Here is a 23,738-nt window from a genome sequence, read left to right as displayed (position 1 = left end):
AAATTTTAAATTTTTTTACAAATTTATTTTAAATTGTCCTATTCGGTAAAGTGCAAAATCGTATTTAAGAGGGTCGGTTGGATCAAATTTTTTTAAATTTTCACTTAATTCTATAGCAGCTGCCAGATCATATGTTTTTCTTTTTAATAAACCGTATTTTAAAGAAACTTTATGGGTATGCGTATCGAGCGGAATAATTAAATCGCTTTTTTTAACATTTTTCCATAATCCTAAATCAGGCTCAGTGTCTCTTACCATCCATCTTAAAAACATATTCCATCTTTTATACGGGCTGACACCTTTGGTTTTGTTACCTGGGATTTTGCCTATTAAAAATTCGTATCCTTTTGATTTGTAAGGATTAATTTCATAAATTTTTTTTATTATTTCTTTTAGTCCATCAATTACATTATTTTCTTTTTTATAACCTTTTAAAAACAAATCGTTTAGAGAATATTCTTTTTTCATACTGATTAATGCTTTAAAAAACTGATATATGTCTTCTTTGGTCTGAAAACGGTAATAAAGATTTGTCGGTATTTTTTTTGTTTCAAGAAAATTAAAATCAATTGAATTTAAAAATTTCAAAATGGCTTTTACATTTCCGTAGGAGAAGAGGGCTGCAGTTAACGCTATATATTCATCATTATGTTTTTGGGCTATCATAATTGGATCGAGTTTTTTTTCATTTATTTCATAAATATTGTTATCTATCAAACTGTCTAATTTCTTTTTTAATTTTTCCATTTTTTCTCTTTGATAATTTGTTATAATTATATAAAAAGAGGAGACAAAATGATAATCAGAGGCGATACGAATATTATTAAAATTTATGATTATTCATATCTTATAAATTTAGATGATTACGATTTGGATGATTCAAAAGAAATTGAGAGACTAAAAGAGAATGTTGCGGCTTATCTTGACAGCGGGGAAGCGGAAGCGTTGAGTTTAAATGAAGATTTGACAGGAATCAATCCTGAGGGCATTGAAATAGAAATTGAAAATAAAATTTTTACGGCGGAGGATATTGATTATATTAATAAAGATATTGACAAAATAATAAATGAAAATTTTAAAACGGGGGATATTATTCTGCTTTTAAAAACAAACGGCGACGGATATTTTGAATATGAAAAAAATCCCGATATAAATGAAATAAAAATAGGCTACAGCGCTTGTGACATTAAAAAACCGGATAATGAAATTTATAACAAATTTTGTGATTTGCTTTTACCAAACAATGTGGAAATGAACGGGGAAAAACAAGATGTCGTTGCGAGCAATTTTTATCCAAAGTCCGAAATGACGGCAGAATTATATACCATTATGAATGATAACGGAAAATATCTGGATAAAATAACAGAAATTGATGTTATGCATTTTGGATGGGATTTATTGGAAGATATTATTCAGATAGATTATGATAAATCTATCTGATATTAAAGAGGCTATCAAGCATCTGGTTTATAGTGGTAATGACTTTTGCATTTGCCTGATATCCTCTTTGAAATTTTTCCAGATTAATCAGTTCTTCGTCTATATTAACCCCGCTGACACTGTAATATTCGTTTGAAATATTTGTCATAAGTGTCTGGGCAACTTCTTTTTTTGAAGATATGTTTTTCGTTTTATCGGCAAGTTCTCCTGTTATATTTCTGTAATATTCAAAAACAGTTTCATTGGAAATATTGTTTTTCTCATAAAAATTGAGTTTTTCAAACTGAAGCTGTAAAATGGAATTCGCTATTTTATTGTCTCCTGAGCTCGGTGTTTTATTTGCCTGAATTTTACTCGGGGTTTCGTAAAGCTCTTTTTTTATATCTATATTTTCAGCGTTGTTTCCCGTGAAAAATTTGTTTATTCCAATAGCCCCTCCAAATTTTGCGCTGTCTTCATCTATTCCCACATATGTATTTTCATCTGTTTTTTTGGAAAGAATAAATTTTCCGTTTAAATAACCGGCGTTATAGTAATCGTCAACGTCGTTATCTGGATTATTGTCGTTGTTATCGTCGATATTTGGTGTATTAATTTGAGAAACTATTCCCTCAATAGTGGAATATTTAGGATCATTTGAATTCATGTTGATAATAACTTTGCTTTTGGTTAACTCTTTCCCTTTGTCATTATATACTACTAAATCAAAAGAGCCGTTTTCCATCGGAAGCGGAAGTTGGGTTTGATTTATTTTATTTATAGGCAGATATTCTATTTCATTCATTGCACTAAAAAGCGTACTTCCGTCATCTTTTACCAATACATTTGAAGCTTCAGCGTTTTGACTGTTAACAAATTTTAATTGCCCGTTTAAGAGTTTTGCCTGGGTGTCGGTTATCCCGTTTGAGTTAAAAGCATTGTTTATATTATTGATTACATCGTTTAATGAATCGTTTTTGTTAACGGATACTGAAATATTTTTAATAAAATTCCCTTTATCATCATAAATATTTAATGTGATTTTTCCGTTTCTTATAGGGTGTAATAAAATATTATTCAAAGAGCTTAAAGGTTTGTTGGCCAAATCATGGGAAATACTTATTGGAACATTTATCTGATCAGACACTGCATTCGACTGTGCCGCCTGGGAATAAAGAGAATTTACATTTTTTATTAAGCTGCTTGCAAAAGTATCGAGTTTATTTAGAATTTCCCCTATTATTCCGTCAGTCGGTTCACCTTTTTCATTTATCTCTTTGCCTCTTATATTTAACAGCCCTCCTATTTCACCCCCGTTTATATTATTTGTAATATCAGTGAGCGTATGGTCTTCTTTTTGAATATTTATATCCACATCTCCGTGATTGTCCGTCAGTTTGATAGGATAATATGTGGAATTGTCAAGAAGAGGATATCCGCTAAGAGAAATGGAATAGTTTTTTTCGTAATCAATATTTGAACTTCCCCCGCTTTTAAATGATTTTAATCCGTTTTTATAAATTTTGACATCTAAAAGTTCTTTTAGTCTTTTTTCAAGTTTATCCCTTTCATCCCTTAAATCGTTTGCATGGTCAATATTGTTTGCTTCATTTGCGTATATGTTTTTGTTAAGTTCGGAAATTTTTTTGATAATATCATTCGCTTCATCTGTTTTCGTTTTTATTTCGCTGTTTATATTCTGCTTTATATCTGTAATTGAATTTCTGACCTGTTTTATGGAATCAGCCAAAATTTTTGTTTTTGATGCCAAATCTACTTTTACACTTGAATCATTGGGGTTTGATGCTAAATTTTGCCATGCATCAAAAAAATCTTTTAAATTTTTATATATACCATTGTCTGTGGTATCCGGGAAATATGTTGAAATTTCCTGAAGGTATTTTTCCTGAGCCGATAAATTCTGTAAATTAGCCGAAGCTTGAGTAAACCTGTTAAATAAAAAAATATCTTTTATCCGGACAATGCTTTTTATCTGAACCCCAATTCCTATATCGCCGGGGATGGTGTTTACATCTCCAAGCGTGGAAAATTCAGCCCTTTGTCTTGTATATGCCTTATTTGATGCGTTTGCAATATTGTTTGAGGTTACGTCAATTGCCTTTTGATGTGCGTTTAGACCGGTCTGTGCTATGTTAAAAGCTGATGAAATTCCCATTTTATGCCTTTAAGCTGAGTTTTGAATTTAAGATGTTTTCATTTTTATAATTTAGAGGTTTTTCATTTTTTATTTCATTCATAAGTGCATTATAAAAATTTGCGACACCAAGGGCCAATACAGAAAATTTTTTGTGAAGGGAATTAAATTTGCTTAAATTTTCCCTGAATTCATCAAATAGAATTTCTTCCTGAGGTGAAAAAATTTCTTCTATGGGTTTGTTTCTGCTTAGCAGTATTGAATCTATTTCACTTTTTAAAAAAGAAAAATTTTTGGCTAAATTTTCTTTTGTTTTTGTGTGTGAAAATATAGTTTCGTGGTCTGCATTTTTTATAGCAGTTATATCTTCTTTTGTTAAAAAGATTAAATTGTTTAAAACATCATTTATTTCATTTATTTTTTTTGTAAGCATAACCCTTCCTTTTGTGGGAAGGGTGAAGAGATTAAAGAAGCGCTTTGGCTAAAGCTTTTGCTGTTTTGTCCAAGTCTATTTTGTATGTTCCGGCTTCGATTTGTTTTTTAATCTCTTCTACCCTTCCAGAATTTTGTGTTTTTTTAACTTCTTTTTTTTCTGGCTGGGTAGATATTAAATTTGTTTGATTTATTCCAACTCTTGATATCATTTATAAACCTTTTTTTATTGTTATTCTACCCAACCATATCGGCAAATTTCAAATTTTTTTAAATATCTTTTTTTAAATAATTAAATAAAAGCTGTGAATATCCGAAATTTCCGCCCAGCTCTTTTGAAATTTGTTCTATTTGCATAGATTTGTAAATTTTTTCCCCGGGTGTTTCGGGAAAAAGCTTTGATTCATCTTTTAAGGCTTTTTTTAAAAAAAAATTTAATATTTCACTTTCAAATGCGTTACAGTTTTGTTTTAATTTTTTCAGATTTTTTTCTTTTAAATTTATTTTATGATGAATACCTATGTTTATATTGTAATTGCTCATTTTCTTCTCCTTTTTAAATTTTACACATCCATCATCTAAGATTTATTATCAGTTTATTATCAGTTTTGCGTTTATTGCGCTGCTGGTTTTTAAGTTTTCCAAAATAGCGATAATGTCCTGCGGCGTTGCTTTAAATTTTTGAAACATCTGCGTTAAATTTAAAATAGTTGTTTCTTTTTTAATTTTTATTACAAAATCACCGTAAGTAATAACTGTCGGTTTTACCGTTACATTACTTCCAGCAACTATTGTTCCCGTTCTTTCATCTATTACAATAACATCAGGCATTTGGGCAGTGATATCGGTATTCTCAACCTCTGCCAAAAATTCCGGCATGGAAAGCTTTTGCGGTTTTTTAAGTTTTATTGTTCTTGGATCAACTGCAACGGCGACATGAGAGCGGAATTTATTATTTAATGTATTCTGAATGTTAACAGCCAAATCAAAATCACTTCTTTTAAGTGAAAGAGTGGCAAAATTCTGATGATATATATCCCATACAACCGCTCTTTCAACCGTAGCCCCGTTTGGAATTTTTACTGTTGTTGTAAAATGTTTTTGCTTTAAGCCTCCTTTTAGATTAAATCCTCCCATGCTTACAGGCCCCTGTGCCAGGGCATAAATTTTTCCGTTTACACCTTTTAGCGGTGTAATAAGCAATACTCCCCCTTCAAGAGAAGTGGCGTCACCTATTGAAGATATTGTCACATCGATTTTATCTCCTTCCCTAGCAAACGGCGGGAGGGTTGCAGTTACCATTACGGCAGCTACATTTTTTGATTTTATGTCTTTTGGGTCAAGTTTTACATTTACATTTTTAAGCAGATTTGAAAGGGTCTGATTTGTAAATTTTGAAGATGTCGAATCTCCGGTGCCGTCTAATCCTACAACGAGTCCGTACCCGATTAGCTGGTTGTCCCTTACACCTATTATTGATGAAATATTTTTAATTTTATCGGCAAAAAGATTGGTAGAAATGAACATATAAAAAATTGTAAAAAACATAATTGCCAAAAATTTTTCAAAACCGTCGACTTTTGCTGACATTTAAAGCCTTTTTTATTTAAAAGCAGCAAATTTCGTTCCAATTATATAGTGAGTGGTGAGAGCGGTGAGTGGTGAGTTTTGAGTTGTGAGTGGTGAGTTGTGAATTGTGAGTTGTGAATTGTGAGTAGAGATTTAAATAATAAATAGTGAAAAGTTAAAAATGTAAAATTTCACTTTTTACTTTACATTCTTAACTTGATACTTAGCCACTTGACAGCCTAAAACTCACTACTCACCACTCACTATTCACCTAAGCAATTAAATGTATCTTACTATCAAAACACCGTTTTTTTCATAAAAATCATATACATTTTGTTCGGTTTTAATCTCTTCTATAAAATCTTTATCAAATTCTTTATATTCCACGATTTTAAATTTTTTAACAGGTTTCATTTTAATAAGTGCGCTTACCCATAAAATTCCGATAATTGCGCTTAAAATTAAAAACAAATTTAATAAATTATATTTCATAAAAATACCTGCCCCCGCGCCGCCTAAAAAAATTCCTAAATATTGAATAGTGTTTGATGTTGAAAGTGCGGTTGCTTTCTGATTTGCCCTTGCCACTTTGCTTACAAAACTTTGAAGAACAGGCTCGAGCATATTGAATCCGAAAAAGAATATTATTACCGCCAAAAAATCACTGATAATATTTTCAATTGAATATAAAAACAAAGATATCGTTATTAAACCGGCGCTTAAAATAAAAACCAGTTTCCCTTTTTCTTTTTTTTCAGCCAAAATTGCACCGAGAGGCAGTGCGAAAATACCTATAATCAATGCCGGAATATAAACTTTCCATAAATCCATTTTATCCCAGCCGAGATTTTTTGTAAAAACAATAGGAGTAATCATAAAAAAGACAGTCATAAGACCTTTTTGCATAAAACCAGAGAAAAAAAGTTTTAAAAGCTCCCTATGCGTTAAGACTTCTTTTAAAGTGGCTTTTGCCTGATGATGGACAATTTTTGGTGGATTCGGAATTTTTTTGGTAACCAGCCAGATTGAAAACAGTGCTAAAAGTGCGGTCAGTAAAAACAGTTTGTCAACCCCCCATTTTGCACCTACGGTAGGTCCCAAAACCATAGAAAGCGCAAAACTCAGGGCAATAAACTGTCCCATTTTTGCAAATGATTTTGCCCTTGTGTTTTCATCGGTCAAATCCGCTATATAAGCCAGAATTACACCTCCTATTGCGCCAGCACCCTGTAAAAGCCTACCAAAAATCAGCATATATATGTCTGTTGAAAACGCACAGACTATGCTTCCCAAAAATAGCAATGAAAGGCCTGTTATTAAAATCTTTTTTTTATCATAATTATCGGCCCATCTGCCGAAAGGAATCTGTAAAAAAACCTGTGAAAGGGCATATGCCCCCATCGCCACACCCACATTAAACGCATTTGCCCCGTTTAAACTTAATGCATATAACGATAAAAGCGGCATAACAATAAAAAGCCCCAAAAACCTTATAGCCATTAAAAGACTTAAATAGACCATTTATATCCTTTTTTTGTTAGTTTAATACTAATAGTTTAAATTTATGTTAATTTAATTTTCTGTTTTTTTCTCTTTTCAAAATAAACAGCTTCACTGAATCCTATTTTTTTTGCAAGTTCTACTGCTTGAGTGATTTTGTATCCTACATCCTGAGGTTTATGCGCATCGCTTGAGAATGTGATATCTATTCCTTCTTCTTTAATTATTCTCAATAATTCAACAGACGGATAAATTTCATTTACTTTTTTTCTAAGACCTGAAGTGTTTATTTCCACTGCCATATCGGATTTTTTAATGGCTTTTATCGCTTCTTTTGCCAGATCTTTTATATTTTTTTTAGGTTTAAAGCCGAAAACTTTCACTAAGTCAAGATGTCCCACTATGTCAAACAGTTTAGATTCAGCCATTTCTTTTATTTTGGAGAAATATTCTTTATAAACGTCATCAATATCCCTTTTTCCCCATTCTTTAATAAATTCGGGATTATCAAAACCCCAGTTGTTTAGAAAATGAACGCTTCCTATTAAAAAATCCACTTTTCTCTCAAGCACTCTTTTATCAATAAAAGGCGTAAAATCCACTTCATACCCTAAAAGAATTTTTATTTTGTCTTTATATTTTTCTTTTAAAGCGTTTATTTCATTTTCGTATTTCGGCATATCTTCAAAGCCCATTCTGTATTTTTTATCAAAATCCATCGGCGCATGGTCTGCAAAACCGTATATATCTATTCCTTTATCTATCGCTTTTTTTATAAATTCTTCGGGGATGCCTGTGGCGTGATTACAAAGGGGTGTGTGGTTGTGAATATCAATAAGCATGTTTTGCCTTTTTTAGTGAAATTATATATAATTAATTAAAAAAATGAGGTGAGTTATGACCCAGGAAGAATTAGACGCTTTAATGGCGGGGGGTTTAGACGATATAGATAATATAGATGAAACAGAAGATTCAAAAACAGAAGAAAAAGAGGAAGTAAAAGAAGAAACTAAAGATAATGAAAATGTTGATGAAGGTGAGCCTATAACTCCTCCTCCTGCGGATTCAAAAAACAAAGTTGTGGCGCAGCTTGACGAAGTTACAAAAGAGAGTGAGGAAAAGGCGGTGCAGATTTTGGAAAAAATGGATGAAATTTCCGCCGCAATACGCGATACAAACGAAAAAATTAAAAAAATTATAGAATTTTTAACTGAAGAAAAAGCTCTTTTTACAAAACTTCACACTACGTTTCCCCATATTAAAAAATTTGAAGAAGAACTCCAAAAATTAGAAGAAATAATAAAAATCGCAGAGCAGATTTCAAAAGAAAACGAATCGGCTGAAAATGAAATATTTACCGTAATGGATATTATGCAGTATCAAGATATTCATAGGCAAAAAATAGAAAGGGTTATAAATATAATGAGGGCTCTTATAAAATATATGAACAGGCTTTTTGAAGGAAAAATTGAAGATGAGGCAAGAGTCAAAAGCGCAAGACATCTTCAGGGGGATGAAACAGAAGAAGTGGTGAGTGACGAAGATATTGAAAAACTGCTTGAAAAATTCGGAGCCAAATAGTGGAACTGCTTGCACCTGCCGGAGATTTTGAAAAATTAAAAATTGCCATTGCCTACGGGGCGGACGCCGTTTATGCCGGGGTTAGCCATTTTTCCCTGAGGTGTCACAGCGGAAAAGAGTTCGATTATGAAACATTTAATGAAGCTATTGAATATGCCCACAAAAAAGGTGTAAAAGTTTATGCCACCGTGAATGCTTTTCCATTTGAAAATCAGCTTCCGCTTATAGAATCCCATATAAAAAAACTAAAAGAAACGGGGGTTGACGCTTTTATAATTTCAACGCTTGGCGTTTTAATGAAAGCAAAAGAAATAGCGCCAGAAATTGACATTCATCTCTCAACCCAGGCAAATGCCTTGAATTCATGGGATTATAAAGCATACAGGGATTTAGGTGTTAAAAGAATAATTGCCGCAAGAGAAGCCACATTAAAAGATTTGATAAAAATAAAAGAGAAAGTGCCTGATATTGAAATAGAAATATTTGTTCACGGGGCTATGTGTTTTGCATATTCGGGGAGATGCCTTTTAAGCGCCGTTCAGTTTGGAAGAAACCCCAATAAAGGAAGCTGTGCGAATGACTGTAGGTATCCTTATGTGCTTTATGCCGAAAACCCAGAAACTGGAAAAATGTTTAAATTAGAAGAATATCAAGACGGCACTTATATAATGAATGCAAAAGATTTATGTCTGATTGAACATATCCCTGAAATTTTAAAAGCCGGTGTAATAGATTCGGTGAAAATTGAAGGGAGAACAAAAGCTCCTTATTATGTGGGAGTTGTGACAAAAGCTTACAGAGATGCAATTGATGAATATATAAAAAGCGGCAAATGCGACTGCAAAAAATATCTCAATGAAATTTTAACTACCAAAAACAGAGGTTTAAGCGATGCATATATTGTAAAAAGGCCATATATTAGAAACGATACCCAAAATTTAAAAACTTCATTAACCACCGGAAACTGGCAGGTAAGTGGGGTTGTGACAGAAGATGGCGGCCATTTTATGTGTAAATATAAAACATATCCCGGCGATGTGCTTGAAATAGTACTGCCAAAAAATGTTAAAATTTCACCATGTGAAAATGAAATAGGTAAAGTTTATAATGAAAACGGCAGGTGGCTGCTTAAATTAAATAAAATTATTACACAAGGCAACAAAGAATTAAGCAGTGTTCACAGCGGTAATCTAAATCCGATAAAATTGCCGTGTAAACTCCCTTATTTGACGTTTTTAAGAAAGGAAGAGATATGAAATTTATAAGTGTATTAATGGGAAGTAAAAGCGATTATGAAATAATGAGAGAGGCAATAAAAGTTATAGAAAAATTTCAAATTCCCTATGAAGTGTTGATTACATCCGCCCACAGAACCCCCGCAAGGACTCATGCGTATGTAAAAGATGCCGAAGAGCGTGGTGCTAAAGTCTTTATCTGCGGGGCGGGAATGGCCGCACATTTAGCAGGTGTTGTTGCATCAATTACAACCAGACCTGTAATTGGTGTTCCAATGCCGAGCGGAATGATGGACGGGCTTGATGCGCTTCTTTCTACCGTGCAGATGCCGGGCGGTATGCCCGTTGCAACTCTTGCAGTCGGTAAAGCGGGAGCTAAAAATGCAGCATATTTAGCTCTTCAGATTTTGGCTTTGAGCGACGAAGAGCTGAATACAAAACTTGAAGAAGACAGAATTTCACAGGCTAAAAAAGTTGAAATGGATTCATTAGAAGTTGAGGTGAAATTAGATTAATGAAAACTCTTTTGACAATCGAAGAATTTGAAAAAATAAGCGGTAAAAGTAAAAAAGAGATTTTTTCCTTATGCAAAGAAAAAAAACTTAAATGTAAAAAAAGTGAGGGTATTATTTATATAGAAGCGGAGAACACAAATCAAATAGTGCCTTTAAATGAAATAGAAATTGTAAACAGTAATGACATAGCCAAAAAAACATTGGCAACATTTCTGAATATGCATGAAAAAGTGCTTATGAGCAAAGATGAAACCATTGAATCGCTAAAAGATGAAAACAGATTTTTGAAAGAATCCATCTATTCTTTACAGGAAATTTACGAAGAAGCTAAAATTACAATTGAAAGGCTTCAAAAACAGCTTGAAATTACTCAGGATGAGCTTGAATTTTGCAGGAAAAAATATAAACTTATGTGGGGAAGAGTGCTTAAGAAAGAAAGTGAAAAATAAATGTTGAATTATGAATTTAACATCTAACATTTAACATTTAAAATTATATAAAAAGGAGTGTAAATGGCAAAAAGAGTGGTTTTATTTACGGCTCCTGGATGTGTCTGGTGCAGCAGGGCCGAACAGTTTTTTAGAAAAAATAAAATCAGGTTTAATAAAGTTGATATAAGTAAAGACCCTAAAGCAGCCAAAGACTGTGAAAGGCACGGATGCAGGGGGGTGCCCGTAATTTTGGTGGGAAGCAGATGGATTTGCGGCTTTAATGAAGCGGCTATTAAAAAGGAGCTTGGAATTAAATGAAAATAAAAAGAGATTGTTACGTATGTATCTATAATCAGGCTTTGAATGTCACCAAAAGACTTAATTTGGATGAAAACAAAGCAAGTGATATATTAAGGGGTGTCGCTTTGATTTTATCCAAATACGATTTATCTTTTACCCCTCCCGATATCGCTAAAGAAGTTTATGAATATATCAGAAAAAAATTAAATATAAACGACCCTTTTAAAAAAGAAAAAGAGATTTCAATAAAAGAGGCCTTAAATTTTAAACCGCTTTTGGAAGAAAAATTAAAAAATTCCAAAAACCCTCTTTTCGATGCCTGTAAGATTGCCATTGCGGGAAATATAATAGATTTGGGAGTAAACCAGGAGTATGATTTAAACAAAGAAATTGAAAATATTTTTAATATGAATTTTATCCATAATGATTTTAATAAATTAGAAAATAAATTAAAAAAGGCTAAAACATTGTGTTATCTGGCAGACAATGCGGGAGAAAATGTTTTTGATGAAATTTTAATCAAGGTGATTAAAAAAATATATCCAAAAATAAAAGTTTATTATTTAGTAAGAGGAAAACCTATAATTAATGATATAACCGTTAATGATTTAAAAGGCTCTGAAATCAGTAATTTTGCCGAAATTATTGATACGGGAGTGGATACTCCGGGATTTAGTTTAAAATATGCAAATTCCAAAAGCAAGGAAATATTTTATAATGCTGATTTAGTAATTAGTAAGGGAATGGGTAATTTTGAAGTTTTGTTTGGTGAATGCGGAAGGGAAGTCTTTTATCTGTTTAAAGTAAAATGCGGTGTAGTAGCAAATGCATGCGGATGTGAAAAAGGCGATAATGTAATATTGAAGGGCAATAAATGAACTTAAAGCTTAAAAATATTGGAATGATAAAAGAAGCTGATGTAAAATTAAATGGACTAACTGTGATAGCAGGGGAAAATGATACAGGAAAAAGTACTGTTGGGAAAAGTTTGTTTTCTTTAATAAAAACTACTGAAATGTGCAGAGGTGCTTTTTTTTATTCTGTTAGAAATAGACAAATTTTATATAATCTTGAAAATTTTAAAAATCTTTTAAATTTTATATCAAAAAATAAACAAGAATATGATGAAAATGCTAATAAAGTTAATATGTTAAAAGAAAAAATAACAAAACTTTTAGAAAATAAAAATATAAATATAGATAAAAAAAAAGAAATTGAAAATATTTTTAAAAAAATTGATTTTAAAAACAATGAAATAAAAAAACATTTTTTAAAATTAAAAGAAGATATTTTAAAATTTTTTGATTTTAAATATAAAGATGATTTTAGGATTGGTACTTTAAAAAAAATTATAAATTATTTATTTGACGGAGAAATAACAAATAAAAATTCTACAGAGTCCAAAATTGAACTTGCAACACTTTCTAAAAATACAACAGTTATTTTTAGAAATAATGAAATAGTAAAATTTTATGATGGAGGAAAAATTTTTACAGATGCCACATATATTGATTCTCCTGTAATATTTCAATTAATCGATTTATTAAATGAAGAAGAAATTGCGTCTAAAGAATATATTCCCACTATTAAAGATTTAAAAAGAAAATTATCAGGACTTTCTTTTGATCCAAGAGACTTTGAATTGGAAAAAAGTTTTGATTTACTCATTGAGAAAATATCTCAAATTATAAATGGAGAAGTGATAGTAAAAAGTGGCAAGTTTGAATTTAAAAGAAACAATATGACATATTCTATAAAAAACACAGCTACAGGCATTAAAAGTTTTGGAATTTTAATGATGCTTTTGAAAAAAAGGTGGTTATTAAGAAATTCAATACTTATTTTGGATGAACCGGAAGTACATTTACATCCGAAATGGCAATTATTATATGCAAAGATAATCGTAAAAATGGTAAAACAAAATTATTTTTCAATTCTTGTTAATTCCCATTCTCCATATATTATAGAAGCTTTAAAAAAATATGCAGAATTGTATAAATTAGAAAATATTGATTTTTATTTAGCGGAAAATGAAAAAATTTTTAAAATAGAAGATTCTAATGCATTAACATTAGAAAGAATTTTTCAAAAATTGAGTGCTCCATTTAATGAATTTGATAAAATAGATGAACAGTTAATGGAAAAAAATGGCTGAATTGTTTTTTTGTTTAAAAAAATTATGTGAAACTAATTCGATAAATTGTTTCAATGTTTTGAAACAAATTTCAATGGATAGCGCTAAAAAGGTACATTTATGTGATTGTGGAGATAAAAGGTTTGATTTTGATTATTTCGTGGAGAATTTTTTTTCACATCCTTTACCAAGTAGTGTAGATACAATATTTTTTGATGAAAATGAAAAAAAATTATTTTTAATAGAATTTAAAAATCAAAAATGCAGTCAAATAGATAATGATGAAATAAAAAAAAAGATTTTAGATTCAATTGAAGTATTAAAATCAATTTCTAAGAAAAATTGTAATTTAAAATTTAATAATTATGAGTTATATGTAGGGATTGTTTATAATGATGAACCACAATGGAAAAGGGGTATTTGCAAAAATACTATTCAATTCGGTTTAGAATATTTAAAAGAACAACATATTGTAAAAGATGTTAAAACTAATGATATAAAATGGTTTCAAAAAGAATATTTTAAGATTAAAAATTTTGTAAAATAAGGAGAATGAATGTATTTTAGTGATTTATTATTAAAACTTCAGGAGTTTTGGAAAAATAAGGGATGTAATATTGTAATGCCTTATGATTTTCCAAGTGGGGCCGGGACGTTTCATCCGGCAACTCTTTTAAGAAGTCTTGGAAAAGGTGCTTGGAATGTGGCATATGTGGCGCCGAGCAGAAGACCGACAGACGGAAGATACGGTGAAAATCCAAACAGGCTGGGGGCTTATTATCAGTTTCAGGTTATTATGAAACCGAGTCCTGAGAATATCCAGGATATGTATTTAGAATCTCTCGAATATTTAGGATTAAATGTTGCTGAACACGACGTAAGGTTTGTGGAGGATAACTGGGAATCACCCACACTCGGAGCATGGGGTCTCGGATGGGAAGTTTGGCTTGACGGTATGGAAGTTACCCAGTTTACATATTTTCAGCAAGTCGGGGGTATTAAAACATTTCCTGTGCCGGTTGAAATCACATATGGTACGGAAAGACTTGCAATGTATCTTCAGGGAGTTGATAATGTATTTGATATAAAATGGAATGAATCTACAACTTACGGAGATATGCACAAAAGAAGCGAATATGAATTTTCAAAATACAATTTCGAAGTGGCCAGTGTTGATATGCTTTTTAGATGGTTTGAAGACTGCAGAAATGAAGTAAAAAAATGTATAGAAAATAATTTAGCGCTTCCTGCATATGATTATACAATAATGGCCAGCCATGTGTTTAATGTGTTGGATGCGAGAAAAGCTATTTCCCAAACAGAAAGGCAAAATTACATTTTAAAAATAAGAGAGCTTGCCAAAATGGTGGCCGAGAAATATGTGGAGAGTGAAAATGGTGAAAGTAGTGAAAGTAGTGAATAGTGAAAGGTAATATATGAAATTAAAGGATATCTATAAATTTTTGGATGAAATAAGCCCTTTTTCACTTCAGGAAGAGTGGGACAACAGCGGAATAAATGTTGGTATAAATGAAAAGATTGAAAGGATATATTTATCTCTTGATATTGATGATAGTGTAATTGAAAAAATAAAGCCGAATTCATTGATTATTACGCATCATCCTTTGATTTTTAAAGGTATAAAAAAAGTAAATTTCAATTCTTTTTCTACAAAATATTTAATTAAACTTATCCAAAAAAACTGTTCATTAATTGCAATGCATACCAATTTTGACAAAACACATTTAAATAATTATTTTGCTAAAAAAATTTTAGAAATAGAAGGATTTCAGGAAGATTTTGTTTTTTACAGTGAGGTTTATATGAAATTTGACAAACTGGTTAACTTAATAAAAGAAAAAATGAAATTAAAATATATACGGGTAGTAAAAGCCAATGATTTTGTAAAAAAAGTTGGAATTACAACAGGCAGCGGAATGAGCTTATTAGACCAGATAAAAGCTGATTGTTTTTTAACAGGGGATATCAAGTATCATGAAGCTATGGATGCAAAAGCGAGAGGAATCAGTCTGATTGATGTAGGACATTTTGAAAGTGAAAAATATTTTGCGGAAGCATTATACGATAATATAAAAGATATGGAGATTGAAATTATAAAAATCAATTCAACTAATCCGTTTGACTTAATTTGATATAATTCCAATAAAAAAGGTCAGCAATGAATAAATTTTTAAAAGAGTTAATAGAACTCAACGGATATGAAAGGAAATTAAAAGAACTCGAACCTGTTGAGATTAATATTAAAGCTCCTGTAACCAAACTTGAAAACCAGAAAAAAGCTCTTGAAGAGAGACTTGAAAAACTTGAAGAAGAGATTAGAAATATTAAACTAAAAAAAAGTAAAAACGAATTATCAATAAAAGAACTTAAAGATAAACTTATTTCTATAGAAGAAAAACAGAGTAAAGCAAAAACAGAAAAAGAATTTAAAGCGCTTCAAATAGAAGAGGAACTGGCGCGTGAACAAATTGAAGCGGCAAACGAAGAAATTGCAAAATTTGAAAAACAGCTTGAACTTAAAAATGAAGAAAAAGAAAACATAAAAAAAGAGATTGAAAAAATAGATTCTGAAATCACTGTTTTGAGTGTTGATGTTGAAAAAAAACTGGAAACAGTTAAAAAACAAAAAGAAGCGATTTATAAGAAAAAAGAAAAACTTATAAATGAAATGAATCCTCAAATTTTCAGATTTTATGAAAAAATTAAGAGATGGGCGGGTATAACGGCTGTAACTCCTGTCAGAAAACAGGCATGCAGCGGTTGTAATATGAAAATCAGCGATAAAGTTTATACAGAAGTGATTAAAGGTGAAGAAATAGTAACTTGTCCTCATTGCGGAAGAGTGTTGTTTGTTGAAGAAAGCGAAGATAGTGAAAAAAGTGAGCAGTGAGTTATGAGTAGTGAAAAATGTAATATTTAATTTTTTTTATCTTTTTTTTCTTTTTATTTTATATTTAATTTCAATTCCTTTTTTAATTTATCTCAGCTTTAAAAAAAAATACAAAAAATCTATCCCCTCCAGATTTTTTCTGATAAACAACTCGCCTTTTACAAAAAAACTACATTATTTCCATGCATGTTCCCTTGGTGAAACAAAAGCATTAAAACCGCTTATTGAGCAGTTTGACGAAGTTAATTTAAGTGTAATAACCAACACGGGTTATGCCGAAGCAAAAAGATATAAAAATGTTCATCTCAGATTTTTGCCGTTTGAGATTTTTTTACCTTTTTGGCTAAAACCTTGTAAAACTTTAGTGGTAATGGAAGCCGAATTATGGTATATGTTTTTTTATCTTGCAAAAAGAAGATGTAATAAGACGGTTTTACTAAATGCCAGAATCAGTGAAAAAAGTTATCCCAAGTATCTTAAATTTAAATGGTTTTATAAAAAAATTTTTGAAAATATTGATATTGTTTTGGCACAAAGCGCGGAGGATAAAAAAAGGCTTTTGAATTTAGGGGCAAAAAATATAAAAGTTACAGGAAATATAAAGACATATTTTAATCCAAAAATCACAACCGAGTTTATTAAAAAAAAGCCTTTACTAATTTTGGCTTCAACACATAAAAATGAAGAAGAGCTGATTTTGCCAAAGCTTGATTTAAATAAATTTCAGGTTGCTGTGGTACCAAGACATCCGGAAAGATTTGACGAAGTATATAATATTATGAAAAAGTATGGGAAAGTGGAAAAAATAAGTGAAAAGTTTAATAATGGAAAATGGAAAATGGAAAATGGAAAATGGAAAATTAATATAGATGAAGATTTAGTATTAATTGATAAGATGGGAGAGTTGATTAATTTATATCAAGTTGCCGATATTGTAATTTTAGGGGGGAGTTTTGTTGATAATGTTGGAGGGCATAATCCGGTTGAGGCTGCTTATTTTAACAAACCCATAATCAGCGGTAAATATTATTTTAACCAAACAGCGTTATATAACGAAGTTGAAAATATTGAAATTTGTGAAATTGATGAAATTAAAGAAAAAATTAAAGCGGCAAAGATTACTAAAATAAAAAATATTCTAAATTTAGAAGAAATTATTAATATAATTGAAAATGGATAATTTATTTAGTGAATAGTGATTTGTGAGTTGTGAGCAGAAAAAGATAAAATAAAGGACAAAGATGGAAAAAAATTTTTATGAAATAAAAGATGATAAGGTTATAATTTATGTAAAAGCGCAGCCAAATTCTTCAAAAAATAAAATAGCAGGTCTTTATGGGGACGACAGTTTAAAAATAAACATAAAAGCTCCTGCTGTAGAGGGTGCGGCAAATAAAGAATTGGTTAAATTTTTATCCAAAACATTTAAGATTCCCAAAAGCGATATAATAATAAAAGGAGAAACAAGTAAAAGGAAGCAAATTATATTGCCGCTAAATGTTAAAATAAAAGAATTTTTAAAGGAATACAATGAGCAATAGTGAAATTGCCAAGATACTTTCTCTTACAGCGGATTTGCTTGATATAAAAGGGGAAAATCCGTTTAAAGTAAGAGCATACAGGAATGCCGCAAGGCTTGTTGAAGGAACGAGTAAAGATTTTGAAAAGCTAGTAAAAGAGGAGTTTGATTTAACAAAATTGCCTGGAATAGGGCATGATTTGAGCGAATATATAAAAGAAATAGTAATTACAGGAAAATTTTCCAAACTGGAAGAGCTTAAAAAACAGATTCCTCTGGGACTTATCGATATGCTTAGCATTGAAGGCCTCGGTCCAAAAAGAATAAAAGAAATTTATGACGCTTTTCATATTACAAGTCTTGAAGAACTTAGAAAATATGCCCAAAACGGTGAGCTTGATAAACTTCCCGGATTTGGCCCTAAACTGATTGAAAAAATATTAAAAGGCGTTAAGCAGCTTAAAAAAGCCGGTATCAGATTTTTATGGGCCGATGTTGAAGAAGTGGCAGAAGAAATCAGAAAATATTTACTTGATTTCCCAGGTGTTGAAATTGTAGATATTGCCGGAAGTTACAGAAGGAGAAAAGAAACAGTCGGAGATTTGGATATTTTGGTTATTGCGGATGATTATATGAAGGTAAGTGAATATTTTACAAAATATAAAAGGGTAAAAGAAGTATATTCAAAAGGTTTAACAAGAAGTACGGTTTTTTTGGACAATTCTCTTCAGATTGACCTCAGGGCGGTTACAAAAGAGAGTTACGGAAGTGCTCTTCATTATTTTACAGGAAGCAAAGCCCACAATATAGCAATAAGAAAAATGGCAATAGATATGGGGCTAAAAGTAAATGAATACGGAATATACAAAGGTACAAAAAGAATTGCCGGAAAAAGCGAAGAAGAAGTGTATGAAACAATGGGGCTGAGATATATAGAACCTGAACTCAGAGAAAACAGGGGGGAAATTGAAGCTGCTAAAAATAATAATTTACCAAAACTTGTGAGGGAGGATGATATAAAAGGCGATTTAAAAGTTTATTTTAATAAAAACATTAAAGAAATTATCGATGAGGCTGAAAAAAAAGGTTATGAATTTTTGGGAATTTGTACAAAAAATATTGAAGATTTGGAAAAAATAAAAAAATTAAAATCAAAACTGAAAATTTACAGTGCTATTGAATGCAAAATAGATAAAAACGGTGAATTAAATTATTTAAAAGATAAAATTAAAGATTTTGATATAGTTTACGGAAGTGTGGAGGATAATTTTAATTTAGATAAACCTACCCAGACAAAAAGAATAATCAACGCTTTAAATCATATTGATATTTTATCACATCCAATTTGCAGAAAAATTCAGGAATTTGACGGAATCGATATTGAGTTTGAGCAAATATTAAAAGCAGCTAAAGAAAAAAATAAAATATTCGAAATTGACGCAAGAAGAGACAGGCTTGATTTGGATGATTCTAAAATAAAACTTGCAAAAGAAACGGGTGTAAGAATGTGCATTAATTCTTATGCTACAAATAAAAAAGAGCTTTATAATATGAAATACGGATTGAATCAGTCAAGAAGAGGCTGGGCTGAAAAGAAAGATTTAATTAATACGTTAAAAAATTTTATTTAAAATTTCATTAAATTTAAAAATTTCTTTTTTTATTATTTTTGTGAGTTTATTATAATTTTTAAAATCTATTTTATACGAGAGGATATATAAATTATTTAAAATATGGAATAAAGAGCCTCTAAGAAGCAAAAACCCTGATTTGTCGATTTGCTCATATGTTTTAATCAAATCTTCAAGCCCTTCAATAAGCGATGTAAGCTTTTCTTTTGAATCAATTTTTATATCCATAGCTTTGCTTATTGCCAAAAGCAGATTTTTAATATCCGGTTTTTCATCTTTATAATCAGTTTTATTAAAACAGTTTATTATTTCTCGTATATATTTTTCTTTATCAATAAGGGGTAATTTTTTGTCTTTTATTGGAACTGAACCCTCAATATAAGCGCCGTCACTTAAATTATAAACATTTGTCTGTTTTTCTTTTATTAATTTTTCTATATTGCTTTTGCTGCTTAAAAACAATGAATCGCTATATATATCATCACTTAAATTTCCTTTTACTTTAATCCCTTTTTGTTCTGTGTCTTCTTTATTGTCATAAAAACTTCCATATGAATGTTTTCTCTCCCCCAGTCTGAAACCTAAATCCATTCCGCATAGATATATTTCATTACTAAATTCACTTGCAAATGCCATACCTGTGTTTCCGACTATTGGGGAGGAATATTTTAAAGTAAAATAATTGTTTTCCTGTGTAAAAGCTTCCCTGATATACATTAAAGGTTTTTTTGCCATTTGGAAAATTTTTTGATTTACAACACTTGCTCCTAAGAAATAACCCCTGTAATTTGGTAATATATCTTTTAAAGCTTCAATTAATGTATCTATTCTTTCCTGTTCTATATGAAAATCACTTTGCAGTCCTGCTTTTATTAAAGGTTTAAGCGCAGTTCCTACTGAAATTATTATCATGGAATCTTTGTTTTTTTTAATAAATTCAATATTTTTTTCCAAACTTTTTCCATTGGCTGCTATACAAACAGGAATATTTAATTTTTTTGATTTATTTAACAGAGGATATCTCCCAATATTTTGCAAATGATTTTTTATTCCTTTTATTTCATCTTCGAAAGTTCCCCATCCTCTGTTTTTTAAAACGGAAATTTTATTAAATTTATTTTTGGCATCTATTATAAATTTGTTTTCATAGGTGGTGAGGGTGAATCTGGCAAAATTTGAAGTTATGATTCTTTCAAAATAAAATTTTTCAATTGCAAAATAATTAATTTTGTTTTTTATGAAAACAAACAGTTTTCCCCTTAATTTTTTATAAAGTTTTTCATAATCTATAAAATACAGACTTATTGCAAAAAATTCCGGTTCCGGTTCATATATAAAAAGAGACTGAAAATTATATTTTTGTGCTAATATTTCTATATGTTTGCCTGATAATAATCCTAAAATAACAGTTGCAGGTAAAAAATTATTTTCAAAATAAAATCCATCGGTATAATTTAAATTTTTAGCTTTGTCAGTTAAAGAATTTACTATTTTGCCTGTTAAATAAAATTCTTTTTCATCTAATTTTTCTGGATTAATATAAAAAAAATTTTTTTCCCATAAAGAATTTTGTACAGGATTATATGAAAATATGATTGAATCTTCATCAATAGAATTCGGATAAAGATAAGTATTTGTTTGTGTATCAAGTATATTATTGTTTACAAGCTGGTATCTTCTTGTTTTTATTGAAGTTATTAATTTATAAAACGAAGGAATATTTTGATAAAAAAACTTTATATTTTTTTGAAAAAGATTCATAATTTCTCCGCTAAAACAGAAGTTTTAGCGAATTATACTATCTTTTAAGCTGTAAAAGCGTATTTAACATCTCATCACTTGTTGTAATAGTTTTTGAATTTGCCTGGAAACCTCTTTGAATTACAATTAACTGAGTTAAACTTCTGCTTAAGTCAACATTGCTCATTTCAAGGCTGCTTGGTTGAATTGTCCCTCTTCCCCCCGTTCCGGCAGTCCCTACTATCGGTTCACCTGAATTTGGCGAAGAGCTGAACAGAGTTCCGCCCTCACTCATTAAGCCTTCATTATTAACAAATTTTGCTAATGCAACCTGAGCAAGGGAATAACTTCTGCCGTTGGTGAATACCCCTATTACCGTTCCTGTCTGATCAACTACCAAACTTTGCAAATCTCCTCCCGGATAACCGTTTTGAGTCTGTCCGCTAGTGGAACTAGGTGCTTCAAAAGATGTGATTCCGTCAAATTTGCCAATGTTTCCTAAATCAAGCTGTATGGCCTGTCCTGAATTGGCTCCATTGTTAGGATTAAATATTAAACTAGGAGGATTATAGGAATTTAAACTTCCGTCAGGATTGAATTTTACATATCCGTTTGCCGGCTGATCAAGAGACGAAGGTGCCGGGACATCGGCATACCATTTCCAAACTGTCGGATCGTTCGGATTTTCAGATGTATGTGCTTTTCTGAAATGAAGTGTTAAAGTGTGCTTGCTGCCAAGCGAATCAAACACATCAATGCTTGTTGTGTGAGTTGCGGCATTAATAGCCTGTGAAAAGGTTGATCCTCCTGCTGCCAAACTTCCGTTTATCGGTGAAAAAGCTTCCGTAAATAAATTATTGTCTTTTTTATCATCCGGATAACCAGATAAATTTATATTAAATGAATTTGCTGAGGTGTTTTTTATATTTAATTTTCCGTTTTCATCTATTGAAACAATACCGCTGTTTCCGGATGTTGAATTTGAAGTATCTCCGCTGTCATCTATCGCCAATTGCCATACATATGCCAAATCCTGAATATCGTGAAAATAATATGTGTCATTTTTATAAAATGTATCTGTTGATGTGCCGCTGCCCAAAGATTTGAAAATTTGAGACAATTTCCCAAGAGGGGTGTTTGAATTTGAATCGTTGATTGTTCCATTGGAATCTTTTAATTGTACATTTTTAATAATATCCTGGGTTTCTTTCATTTTACCGTTTTCAAAACTTACATTGTCATTTATATTATTGCTTGTAAAATCTGAATTCAAAAGGCAGCATAAATCACTGAATGTCTGGAAATCTTTTCCATAAACATATGTTAAGGTGTCATCTATTGTTCCGTCTGCGTTTTTATCAATTTGAAATGATATTTTTTGATTGACATTCATAAATGCACGGTTATTATCATCTTTTGTTGTGGAATTATATAACCAGTGAAGCCCTTCATTCGAATCAGAAACGGTATTTTCCTTTGGCTGATAAGACCCGCTTGCACTTCCGCAGCCTTCGGTTTCATTTATAGGTGTTTTTGAATATATGAAATTTCTTGTTTCCCCAAGTCCGTTTATATTAACTTTAATTCCCTGTCCTTCTTCTATATTAAACGCATCACCGCTTGCATTAAAAAGCTCGCCTACATCGTCGGCACCGATAAAACTGTTTTTTAAGGATTTCATAGGCTCTGTAGTGGTTGAGGGTCCGTTTAAACCTTTGAAAATATTTTCTAATTCCGTATTGGTAGATGAAAGTGTGGTTTCTGTTTTTATTTTGTTTTCTGGATCCACAATTTGTCCGTTTCCGTTTAAATAAACTTTGTATTCTGATGATGGTTTTGTACCGGTCGGATCTTTTATTATTTCATTGATTTCGTCTAATAAATCTTTTATGGTGGTAAATTTTCTGTCTGTATTTGATGTGCTTTTTCCGTAAGTAAATGTATAATTGTTTATATTTCCATTTGCGTCTTCTATTGCCAAAGTCAAAGTGTCTTTATCAGGGGTTAAAGATAATTTTTCACCATTTGCATTATATAATCCGCTAATATCTGCAGTCTGATCAACAGTAGGTCTTGTTCCGCTCATTTCTTTAATATGAACCCCACTGTTTAGATTTGCTTTTATTTGAATTTTACTTGTAGCGTTTGCCGGTGTGGTAAGACCTGGTGGAATAGATATCGGCTGAACCCCTTTTGCGGTATCTATTGTATGTGTGTCCGGGTCTGCAAGCCATCCTTGTACTATCATTCCGTTTGGGTCAACAAAATTACCGTTTGCATCAAATGTAAAATCTCCGGCTCTTGTATATTTATATGTTTTTCCTCCGTCTCCACTCACAACAAAAAAACCGTCTCCGTTAATTGCCATATCTGTATTTTTATCGGTATTTTGAATACTTCCTTGTTTAAACAATGTTTCAACTGCGCTGACACTTGTTCCAAGGCCTATCTGAAGTGAATTTTTTCCACCGAGTTTTCCCTGTGGTGCTGTAGCGCTTTTTACTGTTTGGCTTAAAAGATTTTGAAAATTGGTTCTAGAGTATTTAAATCCCACAGTATTTACATTTGCAATGTTGTTGGCTTCCACATCCATTGCAACCTGATGAGCGTTTAGGCCGCTAACCCCGCTCCAAAGACTTCTCATCATGATTCATTCCTTTAAATAA

At 31.0% G+C, this 23,738-nt stretch carries 25 protein-coding genes; 15 read left to right on the top strand and 10 right to left on the bottom strand.

Going from position 1 to position 23,738, the window contains the following annotated elements; all coding sequences use genetic code 11:
* Positions 1-15 precede the first annotated feature (15 nt).
* Positions 16-747, bottom strand: a complete 732-nt coding sequence (locus DZ67_RS0103340) for a TIGR02757 family protein (RefSeq protein WP_024787256.1) — start codon at positions 745-747, stop codon at positions 16-18.
* Between the two features lie 48 nt (positions 748-795).
* Here DZ67_RS0103340 and DZ67_RS0103335 point away from each other — a divergent pair, with 48 nt between their 5' ends.
* Positions 796-1,440, top strand: coding sequence for a hypothetical protein (locus DZ67_RS0103335; protein WP_024787255.1), 645 nt, complete (start codon positions 796-798; stop codon positions 1,438-1,440).
* Here DZ67_RS0103335 and flgK read toward each other — a convergent pair.
* From flgK to DZ67_RS0103300, 7 genes are all read right to left on the bottom strand, one after another.
* Positions 1,433-3,595: a flagellar hook-associated protein FlgK gene (gene flgK / locus DZ67_RS0103330; RefSeq protein ID WP_024791767.1), complete on the bottom strand. Its 2,163-nt coding sequence runs from the start codon at positions 3,593-3,595 to the stop codon at positions 1,433-1,435. The two genes, DZ67_RS0103335 and flgK, sit on opposite strands and share 8 nt — an antisense overlap.
* Before the next feature lies 1 nt (position 3,596).
* The gene (locus DZ67_RS0103325; RefSeq protein WP_024787254.1) at positions 3,597-4,007 is read right to left on the bottom strand and encodes a hypothetical protein; all 411 of its coding nucleotides are present in this window, start codon (positions 4,005-4,007) and stop codon (positions 3,597-3,599) included.
* Between the two features lie 31 nt (positions 4,008-4,038).
* Entirely contained in the window at positions 4,039-4,218 is a 180-nt protein-coding gene (locus DZ67_RS0103320; RefSeq protein WP_024787253.1) for a flagellar biosynthesis anti-sigma factor FlgM, read from the bottom strand.
* Between the two features lie 58 nt (positions 4,219-4,276).
* Entirely contained in the window at positions 4,277-4,549 is a 273-nt protein-coding gene (locus DZ67_RS0103315) for a rod-binding protein (RefSeq protein WP_024787252.1), read from the bottom strand.
* A 48-nt stretch (positions 4,550-4,597) separates the two neighbouring features.
* Positions 4,598-5,596, bottom strand: a complete 999-nt coding sequence (locus DZ67_RS0103310; RefSeq protein WP_084021776.1) for a flagellar basal body P-ring protein FlgI — start codon at positions 5,594-5,596, stop codon at positions 4,598-4,600.
* 258 nt (positions 5,597-5,854) lie between these two features.
* The gene (locus DZ67_RS0103305) at positions 5,855-7,096 is read right to left on the bottom strand and encodes an MFS transporter (RefSeq protein ID WP_024787250.1); all 1,242 of its coding nucleotides are present in this window, start codon (positions 7,094-7,096) and stop codon (positions 5,855-5,857) included.
* Between the two features lie 41 nt (positions 7,097-7,137).
* A complete protein-coding gene (locus tag DZ67_RS0103300; protein WP_024787249.1) occupies positions 7,138-7,917 on the bottom strand; it encodes a histidinol-phosphatase in 780 nt (259 codons plus the stop codon).
* A 55-nt stretch (positions 7,918-7,972) separates the two neighbouring features.
* Between DZ67_RS0103300 and DZ67_RS0103295 the strand changes: the two genes are divergently transcribed.
* The 14 genes from DZ67_RS0103295 to DZ67_RS09765 all read left to right on the top strand — a co-directional run bounded on the left by DZ67_RS0103295 (position 7,973) and on the right by DZ67_RS09765 (position 19,332).
* Entirely contained in the window at positions 7,973-8,656 is a 684-nt protein-coding gene (locus DZ67_RS0103295; protein WP_024787248.1) for a hypothetical protein, read from the top strand.
* Positions 8,656-9,912: a peptidase U32 family protein gene (locus tag DZ67_RS0103290; protein ID WP_201767409.1), complete on the top strand. Its 1,257-nt coding sequence runs from the start codon at positions 8,656-8,658 to the stop codon at positions 9,910-9,912. The genes DZ67_RS0103295 and DZ67_RS0103290 overlap by 1 nt, the downstream gene beginning before the upstream one ends.
* Complete coding sequence (gene purE / locus DZ67_RS0103285; protein WP_024787246.1) at positions 9,909-10,406, top strand: 5-(carboxyamino)imidazole ribonucleotide mutase; 498 nt, start codon at positions 9,909-9,911, stop codon at positions 10,404-10,406. The genes DZ67_RS0103290 and purE overlap by 4 nt, the downstream gene beginning before the upstream one ends.
* Positions 10,406-10,855: a DUF3972 domain-containing protein gene (locus DZ67_RS0103280; protein WP_024787245.1), complete on the top strand. Its 450-nt coding sequence runs from the start codon at positions 10,406-10,408 to the stop codon at positions 10,853-10,855. The genes purE and DZ67_RS0103280 overlap by 1 nt, the downstream gene beginning before the upstream one ends.
* Before the next feature lie 63 nt (positions 10,856-10,918).
* Positions 10,919-11,155 (top strand): glutaredoxin family protein, encoded by a 237-nt coding sequence (locus tag DZ67_RS0103275; protein ID WP_024787244.1) that lies wholly within the window; start codon positions 10,919-10,921, stop codon positions 11,153-11,155.
* Positions 11,152-12,015 carry a damage-control phosphatase ARMT1 family protein gene (locus tag DZ67_RS0103270; RefSeq protein WP_024787243.1) on the top strand — a complete coding sequence of 288 codons (864 nt, stop codon included), beginning with the start codon at positions 11,152-11,154 and terminating at the stop codon, positions 12,013-12,015. Before DZ67_RS0103275 ends, DZ67_RS0103270 begins: the two co-directional genes overlap by 4 nt.
* Positions 12,012-13,292: an AAA family ATPase gene (locus DZ67_RS0103265; protein WP_024790721.1), complete on the top strand. Its 1,281-nt coding sequence runs from the start codon at positions 12,012-12,014 to the stop codon at positions 13,290-13,292. Before DZ67_RS0103270 ends, DZ67_RS0103265 begins: the two co-directional genes overlap by 4 nt.
* Positions 13,285-13,818: a hypothetical protein gene (locus DZ67_RS10215; protein WP_024787241.1), complete on the top strand. Its 534-nt coding sequence runs from the start codon at positions 13,285-13,287 to the stop codon at positions 13,816-13,818. The genes DZ67_RS0103265 and DZ67_RS10215 overlap by 8 nt, the downstream gene beginning before the upstream one ends.
* Positions 13,819-13,827: 9 nt before the next feature.
* A complete protein-coding gene (gene glyQ / locus DZ67_RS0103255) occupies positions 13,828-14,694 on the top strand; it encodes a glycine--tRNA ligase subunit alpha (protein ID WP_024787240.1) in 867 nt (288 codons plus the stop codon).
* A 13-nt stretch (positions 14,695-14,707) separates the two neighbouring features.
* Positions 14,708-15,424 (top strand): Nif3-like dinuclear metal center hexameric protein, encoded by a 717-nt coding sequence (locus DZ67_RS0103250; RefSeq protein WP_024787239.1) that lies wholly within the window; start codon positions 14,708-14,710, stop codon positions 15,422-15,424.
* Between the two features lie 26 nt (positions 15,425-15,450).
* On the top strand, positions 15,451-16,182 hold the full coding sequence (locus tag DZ67_RS0103245) for a zinc ribbon domain-containing protein (protein ID WP_024787238.1): 732 nt from the start codon (positions 15,451-15,453) through the stop codon (positions 16,180-16,182).
* Positions 16,183-16,192: 10 nt separating this feature from the next.
* Positions 16,193-17,362 (top strand): lipid IV(A) 3-deoxy-D-manno-octulosonic acid transferase, encoded by a 1,170-nt coding sequence (gene waaA, locus DZ67_RS0103240; protein ID WP_035907053.1) that lies wholly within the window; start codon positions 16,193-16,195, stop codon positions 17,360-17,362.
* A gap of 61 nt (positions 17,363-17,423) precedes the next feature.
* Positions 17,424-17,723: a DUF167 domain-containing protein gene (locus tag DZ67_RS0103235; protein WP_024787236.1), complete on the top strand. Its 300-nt coding sequence runs from the start codon at positions 17,424-17,426 to the stop codon at positions 17,721-17,723.
* Positions 17,713-19,332 carry a helix-hairpin-helix domain-containing protein gene (locus tag DZ67_RS09765; RefSeq protein ID WP_035907051.1) on the top strand — a complete coding sequence of 540 codons (1,620 nt, stop codon included), beginning with the start codon at positions 17,713-17,715 and terminating at the stop codon, positions 19,330-19,332. Before DZ67_RS0103235 ends, DZ67_RS09765 begins: the two co-directional genes overlap by 11 nt.
* On the opposite strand, the gene DZ67_RS0103225 is transcribed toward DZ67_RS09765, so the two are convergent.
* Positions 19,315-21,093: a motility associated factor glycosyltransferase family protein gene (locus DZ67_RS0103225; protein WP_024790720.1), complete on the bottom strand. Its 1,779-nt coding sequence runs from the start codon at positions 21,091-21,093 to the stop codon at positions 19,315-19,317. The genes DZ67_RS09765 and DZ67_RS0103225 overlap by 18 nt on opposite strands.
* 37 nt (positions 21,094-21,130) lie before the next feature.
* Positions 21,131-23,719: a flagellar hook-basal body complex protein gene (locus DZ67_RS11145; protein WP_024787234.1), complete on the bottom strand. Its 2,589-nt coding sequence runs from the start codon at positions 23,717-23,719 to the stop codon at positions 21,131-21,133.
* Between the last annotated feature and the right edge of the window lie 19 nt (positions 23,720-23,738).

This window comes from Lebetimonas sp. JS138 (assembly GCF_000523335.1).
GTDB lineage: Bacteria > Campylobacterota > Campylobacteria > Campylobacterales > Nautiliaceae > Lebetimonas.
Note: the sequence above shows the minus strand (reverse complement) of the source record. Positions and strands in the feature narration are given on the sequence as shown.